This is a genomic window from Ruegeria sp. AF3, from assembly GCF_056536285.1.
Map to the genome: position 1 here is coordinate 1709743 of NZ_JBQFJM010000001.1, position 16502 is coordinate 1726244.

At 58.1% G+C, this 16502-nt stretch carries 15 protein-coding genes; 2 read left to right on the forward strand and 13 right to left on the reverse strand.

Annotation, left to right across the window (positions count from 1 at the left end; translation table 11 throughout):
- Positions 1-89: 89 nt before the first annotated feature.
- The 13 genes from ACR3FC_RS08685 to ACR3FC_RS08745 all read right to left on the reverse strand — a co-directional run bounded on the left by ACR3FC_RS08685 (position 90) and on the right by ACR3FC_RS08745 (position 12588).
- Positions 90-1307 (reverse strand): phenylacetate--CoA ligase family protein, encoded by a 1218-nt coding sequence (locus ACR3FC_RS08685; protein WP_480476856.1) that lies wholly within the window; start codon positions 1305-1307, stop codon positions 90-92.
- Between the two features lie 19 nt (positions 1308-1326).
- Positions 1327-2160 carry an ABC transporter ATP-binding protein gene (locus tag ACR3FC_RS08690; RefSeq protein WP_480474334.1) on the reverse strand — a complete coding sequence of 278 codons (834 nt, stop codon included), beginning with the start codon at positions 2158-2160 and terminating at the stop codon, positions 1327-1329.
- A gap of 111 nt (positions 2161-2271) precedes the next feature.
- A complete protein-coding gene (locus ACR3FC_RS08695; protein ID WP_480474335.1) occupies positions 2272-3555 on the reverse strand; it encodes an ABC transporter substrate-binding protein in 1284 nt (427 codons plus the stop codon).
- A 74-nt stretch (positions 3556-3629) separates the two neighbouring features.
- Positions 3630-4706: a branched-chain amino acid ABC transporter permease gene (locus ACR3FC_RS08700; protein WP_480474336.1), complete on the reverse strand. Its 1077-nt coding sequence runs from the start codon at positions 4704-4706 to the stop codon at positions 3630-3632.
- A gap of 3 nt (positions 4707-4709) precedes the next feature.
- Positions 4710-4967, reverse strand: coding sequence for a hypothetical protein (locus ACR3FC_RS08705; RefSeq protein WP_480474337.1), 258 nt, complete (start codon positions 4965-4967; stop codon positions 4710-4712).
- Positions 4964-5218: a hypothetical protein gene (locus ACR3FC_RS08710; protein WP_480474338.1), complete on the reverse strand. Its 255-nt coding sequence runs from the start codon at positions 5216-5218 to the stop codon at positions 4964-4966. The genes ACR3FC_RS08705 and ACR3FC_RS08710 overlap by 4 nt, the downstream gene beginning before the upstream one ends.
- A complete protein-coding gene (locus tag ACR3FC_RS08715; protein ID WP_480474339.1) occupies positions 5219-6205 on the reverse strand; it encodes a branched-chain amino acid ABC transporter permease in 987 nt (328 codons plus the stop codon). It abuts the gene before it with no gap.
- Between the two features lie 29 nt (positions 6206-6234).
- Positions 6235-7053: an ABC transporter ATP-binding protein gene (locus ACR3FC_RS08720; RefSeq protein WP_480474340.1), complete on the reverse strand. Its 819-nt coding sequence runs from the start codon at positions 7051-7053 to the stop codon at positions 6235-6237.
- Between the two features lie 78 nt (positions 7054-7131).
- Positions 7132-9105 (reverse strand): AMP-binding protein, encoded by a 1974-nt coding sequence (locus ACR3FC_RS08725; RefSeq protein ID WP_480474341.1) that lies wholly within the window; start codon positions 9103-9105, stop codon positions 7132-7134.
- Positions 9106-9411: 306 nt separating this feature from the next.
- On the reverse strand, positions 9412-10023 hold the full coding sequence (locus ACR3FC_RS08730; protein ID WP_480474342.1) for a hypothetical protein: 612 nt from the start codon (positions 10021-10023) through the stop codon (positions 9412-9414).
- 89 nt (positions 10024-10112) lie between these two features.
- Positions 10113-10511, reverse strand: coding sequence for an 8-oxo-dGTP diphosphatase MutT (gene mutT, locus ACR3FC_RS08735; RefSeq protein ID WP_267363933.1), 399 nt, complete (start codon positions 10509-10511; stop codon positions 10113-10115).
- On the reverse strand, positions 10508-11734 hold the full coding sequence (gene argJ, locus ACR3FC_RS08740; protein ID WP_480474343.1) for a bifunctional glutamate N-acetyltransferase/amino-acid acetyltransferase ArgJ: 1227 nt from the start codon (positions 11732-11734) through the stop codon (positions 10508-10510). Before argJ ends, mutT begins: the two co-directional genes overlap by 4 nt.
- A 5-nt stretch (positions 11735-11739) precedes the next feature.
- Entirely contained in the window at positions 11740-12588 is an 849-nt protein-coding gene (locus tag ACR3FC_RS08745) for a peptidylprolyl isomerase (protein ID WP_480474344.1), read from the reverse strand.
- A 177-nt stretch (positions 12589-12765) separates the two neighbouring features.
- Here ACR3FC_RS08745 and secA point away from each other — a divergent pair, with 177 nt between their 5' ends.
- Both secA and ACR3FC_RS08755 read left to right on the forward strand, forming a co-directional pair.
- Entirely contained in the window at positions 12766-15483 is a 2718-nt protein-coding gene (gene secA, locus ACR3FC_RS08750) for a preprotein translocase subunit SecA (protein WP_480474345.1), read from the forward strand.
- 100 nt (positions 15484-15583) lie between these two features.
- On the forward strand, positions 15584-16501 hold the full coding sequence (locus ACR3FC_RS08755; RefSeq protein WP_480474346.1) for a hypothetical protein: 918 nt from the start codon (positions 15584-15586) through the stop codon (positions 16499-16501).
- Position 16502: the final 1 nt, after the last annotated feature.

The window sequence follows — 16502 nt, forward strand, 5'->3', positions numbered from 1 at the left end:
CTGCCTTTAATCGACCAAAATGCTCGGAAACACCAGTGCGTCGGTCAACAAATCTGCGACACAAACTGCCGCAGACCTGATTTTCACTGCTATTCGTAGACGCGTTGATCCTCAATCACCAGCCCGTCTTTGGGCAGCGAGCCGGGGGCGACGACTTCGATTGCGCCTTTCAGTTTCAGCACTTCGGCCACCGATCTGGCATATGCCGTATCATCCCCGCCTGTGCTTTCGATCTGGACAGTCATCGAATCCATCTCGCCCTGACGGGTGGCGATGACGCGGGCCTTGACGATTTCTTCATGCTTGTCGACCAACGCGGCAACCTGTTCCGGTCGCACGAACATACCTTTGATCTTGGTTGTCTGATCTGCACGCCCCATCCAACCCTTGATCCGGGTGTTCGTGCGACCGCAAGGAGAAATTCCCGGCATCACGGCGGACAGGTCGCCCGTCGCAAAGCGGATCAGCGGGTAATCGGGGTTGAGTGAGGTTACCACGACCTCACCCACCTCACCCGGCGCCACCGGAGTTCCGGTTCCAGGTGTCACAATCTCGACAATCACGTGCTCGTCGATGATCATCCCGTCGATCGCGGCGCTTTCATAAGCAATATTGCCCAGATCCGCTGTCGCGTAACATTGCAGGCACGAGATACCCCGGTCGGCATATTCCTGTCGCAAAGACGGGAACAAAGCGCCTCCGCCAACGGCGGCTTTCGAGAAATGCAGTGAAACGCCCATCTCGTCGGCTTTGTCCAGAATGACTTTCAGGTAATCCGGCGTGCCTGCATAGGCCGTGCAACCAACGTCACGGGCGGCAGTCACCTGCAACTCGGTTTGTCCGGTTCCTGCGGGCAGAACAGCCGCGCCAACAGCGCGTGCGCCGTTTTCAAAAATCATACCGGCCGGGGTCAGGTGATACCCAAAACAGTTCTGGACGATGTCCCCTGCGCCAACACCCGCAGCATTCAGGAAACGGCCCATGCGCCACCAGTCGTGATCAGTGCTGCCCGGCTCATAGATCGGTCCGGGTGACTGGAACACATGATGGAAATGCCGCGCCGGTTTTACCGTAAATCCGCCAAACGGGGGGCGTTTGGCTTGTGCTCGGGTCAGATCCGATTTCCGCAGAACGGGCAATGTCGGCAAATCTTCTGCTGATTTTACCTTATTAGTTTCTGATTCTGACAAATGAGACGCAAATCCAGGGGCCGACATCGCGCGTTTGATCTGCTCCACTAGTGCCCTGGCCTGATCCGAGGCGCGTTCATCTGCCGAGCGTGTTTCGAGTGCGTCGAAATAGGTCATCGCCATATCCTCCATCCGCTCACAGCCACCTTTTGCGACGACGATAGGACCGCACATCGCGAAAGCTTTTGCGGCCCTCATCGGACATACCCAGGTAGAACTCTTTCACATCCGGGTTTTCGCGCAGGTCGGCTGCCGGGCCATCCATCACGACACGCCCGGATTCAAGAATGTAACCATAATGTGCAAAGCGCAGGGCGACGTTGGTGTTCTGCTCTGCCAGCAGAAAGGACACGCCCTCTTTTTCGTTGAGGTCCTTCACGATACTGAAAATCTCTTCGACCAGCTGCGGAGCAAGCCCCATTGAGGGTTCGTCCAGCAAAATCGTCTCGGGCCGCGACATCAACGCCCGCCCCATGGCAACCATCTGCTGTTCCCCACCCGATGTATAGCCTGCCTGCGACCGGCGGCGTTCCTTGAGCCGGGGAAAATATGCGTAAACCATCTCAAGATCCCGCTGGACCGCAGCAGCCCCGTCTTTTCGAGTATATGCGCCGGTCAGCAAGTTTTCCTCGACGGTCAAGTGCTCGAAACAGTGGCGGCCTTCCATCACCTGAATGACACCCTTTTCAACCAGATCGGCCGGATCGCTTTCATGCACGTTCTGGCCGCGATACTTGATCGAACCTTTGGTGACTTCTCCGCGTTCGGAATGCAGCAGGTTCGAAACGGCCTTGAGCGTGGTTGTCTTGCCCGCGCCATTGCCGCCCAGCAGTGCTGTGATGCCGCCCTTTGGAACGTTCAGGCTGACGCCTTTCAACACGAGGATCACGTGGTTGTAGATCACCTCGATATTATTGACCTCAAGCAGGGTTTCCGCCTGCACGTCAGTGGTTTGTGCCGCATCCAGCATCAGCGCGTTTCCTCATGCCTGCCCGTTCCGGGGCTGTTCGTGAGGAGCGGCAGGCGACCCGCCGCTCCGGTTGTCTGAACGCCCCGGATCACATCCGTGGCGCAACATGCCTTACTCGCAACGTGGCGAGATGCTGTTTTCGGTTGCGTAGGCACCGGAATCTTCATCGATCAACGCGCCGATAACTTCGGCATCTGTCGGTTTGAAGTCCTGTACCGGGTTCCAGGCGCCAGTCGCCGCATCCCACTGAACAACACCGACAAGGCCTGGGCCGCCGTGATTTTCGCAGGAAACCGAGAATTCAGGGCCGAACCCGGACATGCCAAGCGCTTCCATCTTGGCGTTGGTCATTTCCAGCGCTTCCATGCCATCGCGCATCATCGACGCGTCGATATCAGCGGTTCCGTGCATCGCCTGCGCCGTTTTCACAGCCTCGGCTGCCAGCATGGCGGCATAAAGACCACGGTTGTACTGAACTGTACCCAGCTGATCGCCGGCACCTGCAGCCTTGCCCGAGTCAACGACGTACTTTTTCAGGTCGTCATAGACAGGATAGTCCATGCCAAGGCCAGTAAAGGTCAGCGCCTTGTAACCGGTCGCTTTTTCCCCAGCAGGCTGAACGTCGAATTCCGCGCCAGACCACCAGACACCGATGAAGTTTTCCATCGGGAAACGGATGTTGGCCGCTTCCTGAACCGCAACCTGGTTCATGACGCCCCAGCCCCACATGATGACATAGTCAGGCTTTTCACGGCGAATTTGCAGCCATTGCGACTTCTGCTCCTGGCCCGGGTGATCAACCGGCAGTAAGGACAGCTCATACCCATGCTTTTCAGCCAGAGTTTCCAGCGTCCGGATCGGTTCCTTGCCATAGGCCGAGTTGTGATAGACCAGCGCAATCTTCTTGCCGCTCAGGTCACCGCCATTTTCATCCAGCAGATAGTTGATCGCGCCGGACGCACCGTTCCAGTAGTTGGCCGGATAGTTGAACACGTGGCTGAACACTTTGCCATTCGCAGCCGAGGTCCGGCCATACCCCATCGTGTGCAGAGGAATGCCGTCGGCGGTCACTTTGGGGATCAGCTGATAGGTGATACCGGTCGACAGCGGCTGATACACCAGCGCGCCTTCACCTTTGGTGGATTCATAGCATTCCACGCCTTTTTCGGTGTTATACCCGGTTTCGCATTCGATCACGTTTGCTGGTACACCGCCAATGCCACCGTCCCGCTCGTTCAGCAGCGTGAAATAGTCGGCGTAACCGTCCGCGAATGGAATACCACCGGCCGCATAGGGCCCGGTTCGATAGCTGAGCGACGGGAACACAAGATCCGCCATCGCGGGTCCTGCCGCCATCAGGGCGCTCAGCGCCACGGTTGCCAGTTTCTTGTTCATCGGGTGTCTCCTCCCTTGATTGATCCGATATTGAGTTCGGGCTTGATCACCCGTCTTTATGATTGGGCCAGCCCTCAGTGCGGGAACGGCCAGAGTCTGAGTTTCTCTTTCGCCACGCGCCACAACTGTGCCAGACCGTGGGGCTCGAGGATCAGGAACATGATGATCAGCGCGCCCACGATCACCAGCTGAAGATGGGCAACGATATCGGTCGGCCAACCCAGAAGATCGACGCCAACCAGTTTGAGCAGAACCGGCAGCAGCACCAGGAAGGCCGCCCCGGCAAAAGACCCGAAAATCGAGCCTAATCCGCCGATAATCACCATAAACAGCACCAGAAACGACTTCTGGATGCCGAATGCTTCGCCCACCTCGACCGCTCCAAGATAGACGGCAAAGAACAACGCCCCGGCGATGCCCACAAAGAACGAGCTGACAGCGAAAGCGCTGATCTTGGCTTTCAACGGGTTCACCCCGATGATTTCGGCGGCGATATCCATGTCGCGGATCGCCATCCATGTCCGCCCGGTCGTGCCACGGGTCAGGTTGCGCGCAATGATGGCGCTGAAGGTCAGGAAGATCAGGCAGAACAGGTATGTCGCCCAGGCCGGGGCGTTCGGGCCCGAGATGATAATGCCGAACACGTCACGTTCCGGTGCGTTGATTTGGCCCGAGGCCGAGTAGTTGTAGAACCACGGCACCCGGTTAAAGAGCCAGACCAGAAAGAACTGTGCCGCAAGCGTGGCCACCGCCAGATAGAACCCCTTGATCCGCAGGGAAGGCAGGCCAAACAAAACGCCTACAATCGCGGTAATGCCACCAGCCAGCAGGACATGAATGAACATGCTGACGTCTGGAAGTGCGGTCATCAACTTGTAGCAGGCATAGGCGCCAACAGCCATGAAGCCGCCTGTACCAAGGCTAACCTGCCCGCAATAGCCCACGAGTATGTTCAACCCAATCGCCGCAATGGCGTAGATCAGAAAGGGCAGCAGCAGGGCGTTTGCCCAATAGTCGTTGATGATGAACGGAATGATCCCAAACGCCACCGCCAGAACGACATAGTACCGGTACCGGTCGAACTTGATCGGGAAAGTCTGGCTGTCATCCACGTAGGAGGTTTTGAAATCTCCGGCCTCACGATAGAACATCTGTTACTTTCCCCATTCTTCCTGCGCCCGGTTACGGGTCGCGGCGTCCAGCTGGCTGGACCCTTTGGCATATCCGCTCGCCTCAGAGGCGCGCACGAGTTTCAGGTAGGCCAGAACGCCCATGATCAGCCCGGCAAAGGCCAGGATCGCGGCAATCGTCAACTGGCTGTCTGTCAGGTCATTCGAGGTCAGCGCGATGTAGCCAAAGGCCCAGAACCCCGCCCATGCGATTACGTTGATGATGGCGATCACCTTGGTCATGCCGGGGCACCTCTGGTTCTAACGTTCAGCCAATGAACCACTCCGGCCAAGGCTGCGTAGAAGAACAATGAATCCATCGCCCGCAAATATCCTGCGTAAACAAGCATCCTCATCTGCCATTCCGTATCGCCTGTCATTGCAATACTTGAACCCGCCAGGTTGATCTCAAAGCACTCAACCAGCGAACGGGTCAGCCCATAAATCAGCAAGGCAATCGGCAGGGCTTTGAAAAGGGGGTTCAGGTTATCCATCTATACTCTCTCGATAATTTTTTCACCGAAGAGACCCTGTGGTCGGAACACCAGAAAGATCAACGCCAGCACATAGGCGAACCAGTTCTCGGTCGCGCCGCCGACCAGCGGGCCAATCGAGAATTCGAACAGCTTCTCGCCCACACCGATAATCAGACCGCCGACGATGGCACCGGGGATCGAGGTGAACCCGCCCAGCATCAACACCGGCAGCGCCTTGAGCGCGATCAGCGACAGCGAGAACTGCACGCCCGATTTGGTGCCCCACATGATCCCCGCGACCAGCGCCACGAACCCGGCCACCGACCAAACCATGACCCAGATAAAGTTGAGCGAGATCCCGACCGAAAGTGCCGCCTGATGGTCATCCGCCACAGCGCGCATGGCCCGCCCCTGCTTTGTGTACTGGCTGAAGGCCACCAGCGCCGCCACCAGAAGCGCCGCGATCACGGTTGCCACGATGTCGAGGTTGTCGATGAAGAAACCATAGCCGAAGATGTTAAAGGTGACCTCGTCAATCCACAGGTTGATGCCCTGCGGCAGACCCACATCCAGCGTCTTGATCTCAGAGCCCCACATCAGGTCGGCCACGCCTTCTAGGAAATAGGCCAGACCGATCGTGGCCATGAACAGGATGATCGGCTCCTGCCCAACCAGATGCCGCATGACAAAGCGCTGCACACACCAGGCCAACAGAACCATCACGCCCATTGTCAGGATGATCGCCAACAGGGCGGGGATGGTCCAGCCGAAGTTATAGACATGTGTGCCGAAGGTCGCGTTGATCAAATGCGCGAAAGGCACTTGCCCGTTCATGATCCCGACCAGTGTCATCGCCGCAAACAGGGCCATAACCCCTTGCGCGTAATTGAAAATTCCCGACGCCTTGTAGATCAGCACAAAGCCCAGCGCGACCAGCGCATAAAGCACCCCGGCCATCAGACCGTTAAGGATGACCTCCGTGGCAAAGATTAACTGCTCAGGCATATGTGCCTCCCCGGATATCTGCTTTGGTCTCAGTCATGGCTGACTCCCAGATAGGCGTCGATGACTTCCTGATTGTTGCGCACCTCGTCGGGCGTGCCGTCACCAATCTTCTTGCCGTAATCCATCACGACCACGCGGTCGCTCAGGTCCATCACCACGCCCATATCGTGTTCGATCAGGGCGATGGTGGTGCCGAATTCGTCATTCACGTCGAGGATAAAGCGGCTCATGTCCTCTTTCTCTTCAACGTTCATGCCCGCCATCGGTTCATCCAGCAGCAAGAGCTTTGGTTCTGCCGCCAGAGCACGCGCAAGTTCCACCCGCTTTTTCAACCCGTATGGAAGGCGCGACACGGGCGTTTTTCGGATGTGCTGGATTTCAAGGAAATCGATGATCTTCTCGACCGCCTCACGGTTTTCAACCTCTTCCGCCTCGGCCTTTCCCTTCCACCAGGCCTGCTGGAGGATGTTGGTCTGCATGAAATTCAAACGCCCTGTCATGACGTTGTCCAAAACGCTCATCCCCTCGAACAGGGCGATGTTCTGGAACGTCCGCGCGATCCCCTGCTGCGCCACCTCAAAGGGCCGCATCGCTGGGCGTTTTGATCCGTGGAACCAGACCTCGCCCTCCTGCGGGACATAGAACCCCGAGATGACGTTCAGCATCGATGATTTTCCGGCCCCGTTCGGCCCGATGATGGCGCGAATCTCACCCTCGCGAATATCGAACGAGATATCCTTGATCGCCACGACGCCGCCAAAGCGCAGAGTGATGTTCTTCATCTCCATCACCACGCCGCCGATCTTGCGACCGTCTTCAGTGACATATCCTTCGGCGTTATCCAGCATCAGTCACTCCCTGACTTGCGCAAAAACGGGATGGCGGACAGGGCGATGGCCGCAGGTCGCGCGGTGCTGTGGCAGCCCTCATTCCGCTGCCACCTTGTGCTGCGCAACCGGTACAACCGGCGCGTCCACGATTTTCAGCGTTGCGCTAATCGATCCCTTGCGCCCATCCTCATAGGTCACTTCGGTCGTGGTCGAGACGCTTTCGGACCCGTCGTAAAGCGCCGCAATGATGTCGTGGAACTTCTCTTCGACAAACCCGCGCCGAACTTTCCGGGTGCGGGTCATTTCACCATCATCAGCATCCAGTTCCTTGTGCAGCACCACAAAGCGATGCACCTGGCAACCGGACAGCATTTCATCAGCTGCTACCGATTTGTTGACCTCTTCCACATGCGCCTTGATCGTCTCTAACACACGCGGATGGCCCGCCAGTTCCTGATAGGAGGCATAGGCCACGTTGTTGCGTTCCGCCCAGTTGCCGACCGCCGTCAGGTCAATATTGATGAAGGCCACACAGCGATCCTTGCCGTTTCCGAACAGAACGACCTCGAGAATATCGGGGTAGAACTTCAGCTTGTTCTCGACATATTTCGGCGCGAACATGGACCCGTCGGCCATTTTGCCCACGTCCTTGGCGCGGTCGATGATCCGCAGATGGCCCGAGCTTTCCTCGATGAACCCGGCATCACCCGTTGCCACCCAGCCTTCGGCATCTTTGGTTGATGCCGTGGAATCCGGGTTGTTGTAATATTCGACAAACACGCCGGGCGAGCGGTAGTGGATCTCGCCCTTGTCGTCGATCCTGATCTCGACATCCGGCGCGGGCACGCCAACCGTATCGGCCCGAACCTCACCATCCGGCTGCACGGTGATGAACACGGTTGCTTCGGTCTGACCGTAAAGCTGTTTCAGGTTAATGCCCAAAGATCGATAGAAATCAAAGATTTCCGGTCCGATCGCTTCACCCGCTGTATAGCCAACCCGGAACCGGCCATAGCCCAGCGTATCCTTGAGCGGCCCATAGACCAACAGGTTACCCAGCGCGTATTTCATCCGGTCGCCAAAGCCGACGGGTTTGCCATCCAGCAACTTGCCGCCCACCTTTTTGGCATGCGCCATGAAGTGATGGAACATGCGCTGCTTCAGCTTGCTCGCATCCTCCATCCGGATCATCACATTGGTCAGCTGGCTTTCAAACACGCGTGGCGGGGCGAAGAAATAGGTCGGCCCGATTTCGCGCAGATCGGTCATCATCGTGTCGGCGCTTTCCGGGCAGTTCACGCAGAACCCGCACCAATAGGCCTGACCGATGGAAAAGATGAAATCCCCAACCCATGCCATTGGTAGGTAGGAGAGGATATCTTCATCGCGGGTCAGATGGTCGAAGATCGCTGAATTCTTGGCGCTTTCGATCACGTTGCGGTTCGACAGAACCACCCCCTTGGGCTTGCCCGTTGTGCCCGAGGTATAAAGCATGACGCAGGTGTCGTTATAGGTGATCTCAGAGATGCGCTTGTCCAGCTCTGCATCAAACCGCTGATGTCCTGCCTGACCTTCGGCCATGAGGTCTTCCAGCGCGTTCATCTGGCTGTGGTCGTATTTCCGCATCCCCCGCTTGTCGGTATAGAGGATATGCTTGATCTGGTGCACTTTTTCCTGAATTTCGATGACCTTGTCGACCTGTTCCTGATCACCGCAGACGACGTATTTCGCGCCGCAGTGCTCCATCACATAGGTCATCTCTTCGGCGACTGCGTCCTGATACAGAGGCACCGGAATTGCACCGACCATCTGTGCCGCGACCATGGTCCAGTAATGCGCTGGCCGGTTGCGTCCGACCACGGCAATGTGGTCACCGCGCTCAACGCCAATTTCAAGAAATCCAAGAGCGAGCGCGCGAATTTCCTTGGCCGCTTCAGCCCAGGTCCAGCATTGCCAGATCCCAAATTCTTTTTCCCGATAGGCCGGGGCATCCCCGAACTGGGTCGCGTTGCGGTGTAGAAGCGCCGGAAGGGAGTGCAACCCTTCGGCGCCCGACTGCGTCTGAGCCAATCTTTTTCTCCTCCCCATCCGGCCTCCTCAAAGCCGGAAATGGCGGATCCGGGAAAGCCCCCGGATGCCAGTGCCCCGATTTGGGACACCCGCACGATCAGCGTCAAGTTTTGCCTGATGTTTTCTCAATTCTTACGAATTGTAACAGGTGCAGAAGGGTGATGTTACGTTTTGTACAATATGTACAAATGCAGACTGTTACGAGGAACCCGTTCGTCCCACGCAATTACCGTACCAAACAGGTCCCTTGTGCAGCAGGGACGCCGGACCGGCAAACAGAATTCGACCTTCGGCAGGTTGGCGCGGTTACTGATACTTAGCTTTTAATGCTGCTTTTTTAAAACGACCAACAGATGTTGAGCGCAACGTGTACAGCAACCCCAAAAGTTTCGCGTTCAAGGGCATTGTCTTATCGCGGTAAACGAGACTTGCCTCATAGGGCTTGTTGGCGTCGCAAAGTTCAATGATTTCACCTGCGGCCAAAAGCATCTCTTCCATCAAGGCTTCGGCGGCTTCCGCCTTGCTTGCCTCATCCTCTGAAATTGTTTTGTCTCTTTGGGACTTTCGGCGGAAATCCACGATGGCAGCGGGCACGTATTCAGTGACCCGATTTCTGAATCGCGTCATGTCAGAGCCATTGGCCTGAGTGCCGTCCGATTTGGTGTAGGAGTTGTATTCACCGTATAGGGCCAGGATCGTGCTCGTCTGGTGAAACAAAAGATCTTGCCGTGCAAAATCGAGTTCGACGTAGCGGTCAATTCGGGCCTGTTCTTCGATCATGACCGTTATCGCAGTCTTCGCATCTTCTGCTTTGGCACTATGAACCGCCAAAACAAATAAGGCCAAAATCAAAGCAATCCTGGACCCCCAAAGCTTTCCAACTCGACTTGCGATCATAACGAGGTACTCCTTCACCATTGAGAAAGCACTCGAACACTACCACAAATCGGCAAATAATTCCGCCAAGCCGAAATTCGGACTGTTTGCGCCTGACGCCCCTTGAGCCCTTACAACCAATCCCGCAGGATCGGGATCAGGGGCACATCCGCGGCCGGCATAGGGTAATTGCGCAGGTCATTTGCGCGGACCCATTTCAGCGCCTGCCCCTCTTTCGACTGTGGGATACCCTGCCATTTGCGGCAGGCAAACAGAGGCATCAGCAGGTGGAAATCATCATAGCTGTGGCTGGCAAAGGTCAGGGGGGCAAGGCACGAGGCCCAGGTGTCGATGCCCAGTTCCTCGTGCAATTCGCGGATCAGGGCGGCCTCGGGGGTTTCGCCGGGCTCGATCTTGCCGCCGGGAAACTCCCAAAGACCGGCCATGGATTTGCCCTCGGGGCGTTGGGCCAACAGCACCCGGCCCTCGATGTCGATCAGGGCGACAGCAGAGACCAACACGGTTTTCACGAGCGGTAATCTGCGTTGATCTCGATATATCCGTGCGTCAGATCGCAGGTCCAGACGGTGGAATTGCCTTCGCCCAGGCCCAGATCAACGGCGATGACCAGATCCTGACCTTTCATATAAGCGGCAGCTGCGTCTTCGCTGTAATCGGGGCTGACCCAGCCCTTTTCGGCCACAAGGATGTCGCCGAAGGAAATGCTCAGCAGGTCGCGGTCCGCCGCGGCACCGGATTTACCGATGGCCATGACGATACGACCCCAGTTCGGGTCTTCGCCTGCGATGGCAGTTTTGACCAGCGGAGAGTTGGCGATGGCAAGGCCGTGGATCTTGGCGTCAGCGTCTGTTGCGGCCCCTGTCACGCGGATTTCGACGAACTTCGTGGCACCTTCGCCATCGCGCACCACTTGCTGGGCCAGATCCAGCATCACGGCTTCCAGCGCCTCGGCGAAGGCCGCGTTGCCGGTGGCGTCCACACCCGAAGCGCCGGTGGCGCACAGCAGCAGGCTGTCCGAGGTGGATGTATCGCTGTCCACGGTGATGCAGTTGAACGTCCGGTCTGTCTGCGCGCTCAGCATCGCCTGCAACGCCGATTGTTCGACCTGCGCGTCGGTGAAGATATAGACCAGCATCGTCGCCATATCTGGCGCAATCATGCCCGACCCCTTCGCAATCCCCGCAATAGAGACTGTTTTGCCATCAATTTCGACCTGCGCCACGGCCCCTTTCGGGAAGGTGTCCGTGGTCATGATCGCGCGTGCGGCTTCTTCGATCGCGTGACGGCTGAGACCCGCCTTCAGCGTTTCAATCTTGGCAATGATGCGGTCATGAGCCAGCGGCTCACCAATCACGCCGGTGGAGGAGGTAAAGACCCGCTCGACCGGAACACCAGTCGCCTTCGAGACGGCCTGCGTCACCTCGGCCACCGAGGTCTGACCATAATGCCCGGTAAAGGCATTGGCATTGCCCGAGTTCACCAGGATTGCCGCCGGGCCATCGCTGGGCCCGCCGATCTTGTCCTGACAATCCAGAACCGGGGCGGCGCGCGTGGCTGAACGGGTAAAGACCCCGGCCACAGATGTGCCCGGGTCCAGCACGGCCAGCATGACATCGGTGCGGCCCTGATATCGCACGCCCGCCGCGACGGTGGCGAACCGCACACCGTCAATTGCAGGCAAATCAGGGAAGGACGCTGGCGCCAGCGGCGAAACCTTGGTGATCTTGGCCACGGGGATTACTCCTGAATCAGGTCCAGCTGGCGCAGAACTTCGGGCCCGGCACCTTCCAGAGCGGGGCGGTCGATCTGGGCCTGCTGTGTCAGTTCATCGATGCGCGCCTGAATGGCGTCCTGCTGAACGGTTTGCGCAAGCTCTTCGCGCACGGCGTCCAGCGCGGGCGCTTCGGTTTTGCGCTTGTCGTTCAGCTTGACCACATGCCAGCCGAACTGCGTCTGAACCGGGTCGGACACCTGCCCTTTTTCGAGCGCGACCACGGCTGTTTCGAATTCCGGTACCATCTGGCCCTTGCCGAACCAGCCCAGCGAGCCGCCATTGGGGCCGGACGGACCGGTGGAGTGCTCGCGCGCGAGTTCGGCGAAATCGGCGCCGTCATCAAGCTGCGCCTTGAGGTCGTTGGCCTGTTCTTCGGTCTCGACCAGAATGTGGCTGGCATCGAATTCGTCCTCACCCGCGAAATCGTTGTACTGCGCGTCGTAGGCTGCCTGAATGGCCTCATCCGTGACAACGGTATCGGTCAGGGCTGTGACGGTCTGAACCGCCAGAAGTGAGCGTTCTTCATTTTTCAGCCGCAGCGTGTTCAGTTTGTTCAGCCCATCCTGCTGTTGCCCCAGCAGTTGCTGCTGGATCAGCTGTTCCAGTACGAAGTCGAACAATACGTCATCTTCGGCCTGCTGGTACTGCGGCGGCAAGGCGGCAACGGTTGCGATCACGTGACCCAAAGTGATCTCATCCCCGTTCACACGCGCCACCACGGTGGATGCATCCGGCTGGGTTTCGGCGGCCAGCGGCAAGGCCATCATGGCGGTCAGAGCCAGCGATGGCAGAATAGTGAGGCCTTTGGGCATTGAATCATCCTATTTCCTTGCCGCGGCAGGGCGCAGCGTTGACACTCTGGAACCTGCCGCTTACATCGCTTTGAAGCCTTGGACAGGGCCGCCTTTCACCCCACGTATCTATGGGTTGCGCGCAAGGTGGGCAAGCCTGTCAAAAACCAAGACAAGAACAGATCCGCTGGAGTGAACATGCTGGGACTCGGAACGCTCGCCAAAAAGGTGTTCGGAACACCGAACGACCGCAAGATCAAGGCGACCCGCCCCCTGATCGAAAAGATCAACGCGCTGGAACCCGAGTTCGAGAAGCTGTCCGATCAGGACCTGATCGACAAGACAGAAGACCTGCGCAAACGCGCGCTGGATGGCGAAAGCCTTGACGATCTGCTGCCCGAAGCCTTTGCCAACGTGCGCGAAGGTGCCCGCCGCGCGCTGGGGCTGCGCGCCTTTGACGTACAGCTGATGGGCGGTGTGTTCCTGCATCAGGGCAACATCTCGGAAATGAAGACGGGTGAGGGCAAGACACTGGTCGCGACCTTCCCGGCGTATCTGAACGCGCTGACCGGCAAGGGCGTGCATGTGGTCACGGTGAACGAATACCTGGCCAAGCGCGACGCGGAATGGATGGGCAAGGTGTTTGCTGCCGTGGGCATGACCACCGGCGTGATCTGGTCGGGCCAGCCCGATGCAGAGAAACTGGCCGCCTATAAATGCGACATCACCTATGCCACCAACAACGAGCTGGGTTTTGACTATCTGCGCGACAATATGAAGGCCGATCTGGAGCAGGTTTACCAGAAGCACCACAATTTCGCGATTGTGGACGAGGTCGATTCGATCCTGATCGACGAGGCGCGGACGCCGCTGATCATCTCGGGCCCGGCACAGGACCGCTCGAACCTGTATACCGCCATCGATGCGCTGATCCCGAGCCTGACCGACGAACACTACACGTTGGACGAAAAGGCCCGCAACGTGACCTTCACGGATGAGGGCAACGAGTTTCTGGAGCAGCAGCTGTTGGCTGCCGGTTTGATTCCCGAAGGCCATTCGCTGTATGACCCGGAAAGCACGACCGTTGTGCATCACGTGAATCAGGGTCTGCGCGCGCACAAGCTGTTCCAGCGCGACAAGGATTACATCGTGCGCGACGGCAATGTCGTTCTGATCGACGAGTTTACCGGCCGCATGATGCCGGGCCGCCGCCTGTCCGAGGGTCTGCACCAGGCCATCGAAGCCAAGGAAAACGTGCAGATTCAACCCGAGAACGTGACGCTGGCCAGCGTGACCTTCCAGAACTATTTCCGCCTTTACGACAAGCTGGGCGGCATGACCGGGACCGCCCTGACCGAGGCCGAGGAATTTGCCGAGATTTACGGCCTGGGCGTGGTCGAGGTTCCGACCAACAAGCCGATTGCCCGTGTGGACGAGGACGATCAGGTCTATCGCACCGCCATGGAAAAATACGGCGCGATGATCGAAGAAACCAAGAAGGCGCAGGAAACGGGCCAGCCGGTCCTGCTGGGCACGACCTCGATCGAGAAATCGGAACTGCTGAGCCAGATGCTAACCAAGGAAGGCATCGCGCATAATGTTCTGAACGCCCGCCAGCACGAGCAGGAGGCGCAGATCGTTGCCGATGCCGGCCGTCTGGGCGCGGTGACCATCGCCACCAACATGGCCGGTCGCGGTACAGACATTCAGCTGGGCGGCAATGTCGAAATGAAGGTGCTGCAAGCGATGGCGGACAACCCCGAGGCTGATCCGTCAGACCTGCGTGCCGCAGAAGAAGCACGCCACGCGGAAGAAAAAGAAAAGGTTCTGGCCGCAGGAGGCCTTTATGTGATGGCGTCCGAACGCCACGAAAGTCGCCGCATCGACAACCAGCTGCGCGGCCGTTCGGGCCGTCAGGGCGATCCGGGCCGTACCGTGTTCTACCTGAGCCTTGAAGACGACCTGATGCGCATCTTTGGCTCGGAACGGCTGGACAAGGTGCTGACCACGCTGGGCATGAAAGAAGGCGAGGCAATCATTCACCCCTGGGTGAACAAGTCGCTGGAACGCGCGCAGTCCAAGGTCGAGGGCCGCAACTTCGACATGCGCAAGAACGTTCTGAAATTCGACGACGTGATGAACGATCAGCGCAAGGTGATCTTTAGCCAGCGCCGCGAAATCATGTCGGCCAATGACCTGTCCGAGATCGTCTCGGATATGCGCGAGCAGGTGATTGACGATCTCATTGACGAATACATGCCGCCGAAATCCTATGCGGATCAGTGGGATACAGACGGTCTGCATGCGGCGATCAAGGACAAGCTGACCATCGACGCCCCGGTTCAGGACTGGGCTGCCGAAGAAGGCGTGGATGACGAGCAAGTGCGGGAGCGCTTGGTTAAGGCCGCAGATGAGATGATGGCCCAGAAGGCGGTCGCCTTTGGTCCCGAAAACATGCGCAACATCGAAAAGCAGGTGCTGTTGCAGACCATCGATGCCAAATGGCGCGAGCATCTGCTGACGCTGGAACATCTGCGCTCGGTCGTGGGTTTCCGCGGCTATGCCCAGCGCGATCCGCTGAACGAATACAAAAACGAAAGCTTCCAGCTGTTCGAAACCATGCTGGACGGTTTGCGGGAAACCGTGACACAGCAATTGTCGCGCGTGCGGCCACTGACCGAAGAAGAGCAGAAGGAAATGCTGGCGCAGATGGCGGCGCAACAGGCGCAGGCACAACAGGCCGTGGACAAAGCCGCAAGCCAAGCCGAGGCCAAGGCCGAAGCGGCGGCATCAGGCGATGCCCTGCCGGGGTTTGATGAGGGCGATCCGTCAACCTGGGGTAACCCGTCGCGAAACGACCTGTGCCCCTGCGGATCCGGAAAGAAGTTCAAACACTGCCACGGCAGATTGACCTAACGTTAACACCCTTTCATCACAATGAGTCCGTCTCGCGGCCACAAATTGGCCGCGATTGGTGGCGAGAGTGCAAGCTGCTCCTTCAACTGGGGAGGGTGTCTTGTTTGTAGTTCGCAACTACGTAACCATGTGCGGAACGGTCGCTTGTGCCTTGGGCATAGGCTATCTGATGCAGAACGGACCGGCTGCGCAGCAGAACCGCGCGCAGGGCAGTGTTGATGTGGCCTCCGTTGCCGATCAGTCTTCGATTCTGTCGGGGCTGGACGGTATCGTGCTGACGTCGGCTACAGTATCAGATGCCGATCCGGTCAATGTCACACCGGCACCCCGTGCTGTACCCGCGGTCCCCAGAACATCGAGTTGCAGGATCAGCGCGCACGCGACCGCAGCGCCCGGTGCCTTGGCGCACCTGTCGCTGAAAGCGCCGTGCCACAAGAATGAGCGGATTGAAATCCACCATAGCGGCCTGACTGTTAGCCAGATGACTGACGCCAGCGGCGCGCTGGACATGACGATCCCGGCCCTTTCGGAATATGCGATTTTCCTGTTTTCCTTCGAAGATGAAACAGGCACCGTCGCCACCACTCACGTCCCCGAAATCGCCGGTTTTGATCGTGTTGTCCTGCAATGGCAGGGTGATACCGAGTTGCAGATTCACGCGCTGGAATTTGGCGCCAGCTATGGCGCGGATGGCCATGTCTGGGATGACGCATCTGCCGAAGGCGCCGGTAAGGTTATGCGCTTGGGTCAATCCGATTCCGGGATTACTCAGAATATCGAAGTGTATTCTTTCCCGGCCAGTACATCTGAACAGTCGGGCACGATTGACCTGACCGTCGAGGCCGAAGTGACCGATGCAAATTGCGGCCACACGCTGAACGTGCAGTCGCTGGAGTTGTTGTCGGACCGCCGCCTGCGGTCGCGCGACATGTCTGTGACCTTGCCGGATTGTTCGCGCTCGGGCGAGTTTCTGGTGTTGAATAATCTGCTCTCAGACCTGACAATCGCGGCAAAGTAAT

Excerpts from the sequence above, each read along its gene's own strand:
- ACR3FC_RS08685 (WP_480476856.1), bottom strand. The coding sequence starts at position 1,307 with ATGACCTATTTCGACGCACTCGAAACACGCTCGGCAGATGAACGCGCC.
- ACR3FC_RS08690 (WP_480474334.1), bottom strand. The coding sequence starts at position 2,160 with ATGCTGGATGCGGCACAAACCACTGACGTGCAGGCGGAAACCCTGCTT.
- ACR3FC_RS08695 (WP_480474335.1), bottom strand. The coding sequence starts at position 3,555 with ATGAACAAGAAACTGGCAACCGTGGCGCTGAGCGCCCTGATGGCGGCA.
- ACR3FC_RS08700 (WP_480474336.1), bottom strand. The coding sequence starts at position 4,706 with ATGTTCTATCGTGAGGCCGGAGATTTCAAAACCTCCTACGTGGATGAC.
- ACR3FC_RS08705 (WP_480474337.1), bottom strand. The coding sequence starts at position 4,967 with ATGACCAAGGTGATCGCCATCATCAACGTAATCGCATGGGCGGGGTTC.
- ACR3FC_RS08710 (WP_480474338.1), bottom strand. The coding sequence starts at position 5,218 with ATGGATAACCTGAACCCCCTTTTCAAAGCCCTGCCGATTGCCTTGCTG.
- ACR3FC_RS08715 (WP_480474339.1), bottom strand. The coding sequence starts at position 6,205 with ATGCCTGAGCAGTTAATCTTTGCCACGGAGGTCATCCTTAACGGTCTG.
- ACR3FC_RS08720 (WP_480474340.1), bottom strand. The coding sequence starts at position 7,053 with ATGCTGGATAACGCCGAAGGATATGTCACTGAAGACGGTCGCAAGATC.
- ACR3FC_RS08730 (WP_480474342.1), bottom strand. The coding sequence starts at position 10,023 with ATGGTGAAGGAGTACCTCGTTATGATCGCAAGTCGAGTTGGAAAGCTT.
- ACR3FC_RS08745 (WP_480474344.1), bottom strand. The coding sequence starts at position 12,588 with ATGCCCAAAGGCCTCACTATTCTGCCATCGCTGGCTCTGACCGCCATG.
- secA (WP_480474345.1), top strand. The coding sequence starts at position 12,766 with ATGCTGGGACTCGGAACGCTCGCCAAAAAGGTGTTCGGAACACCGAAC.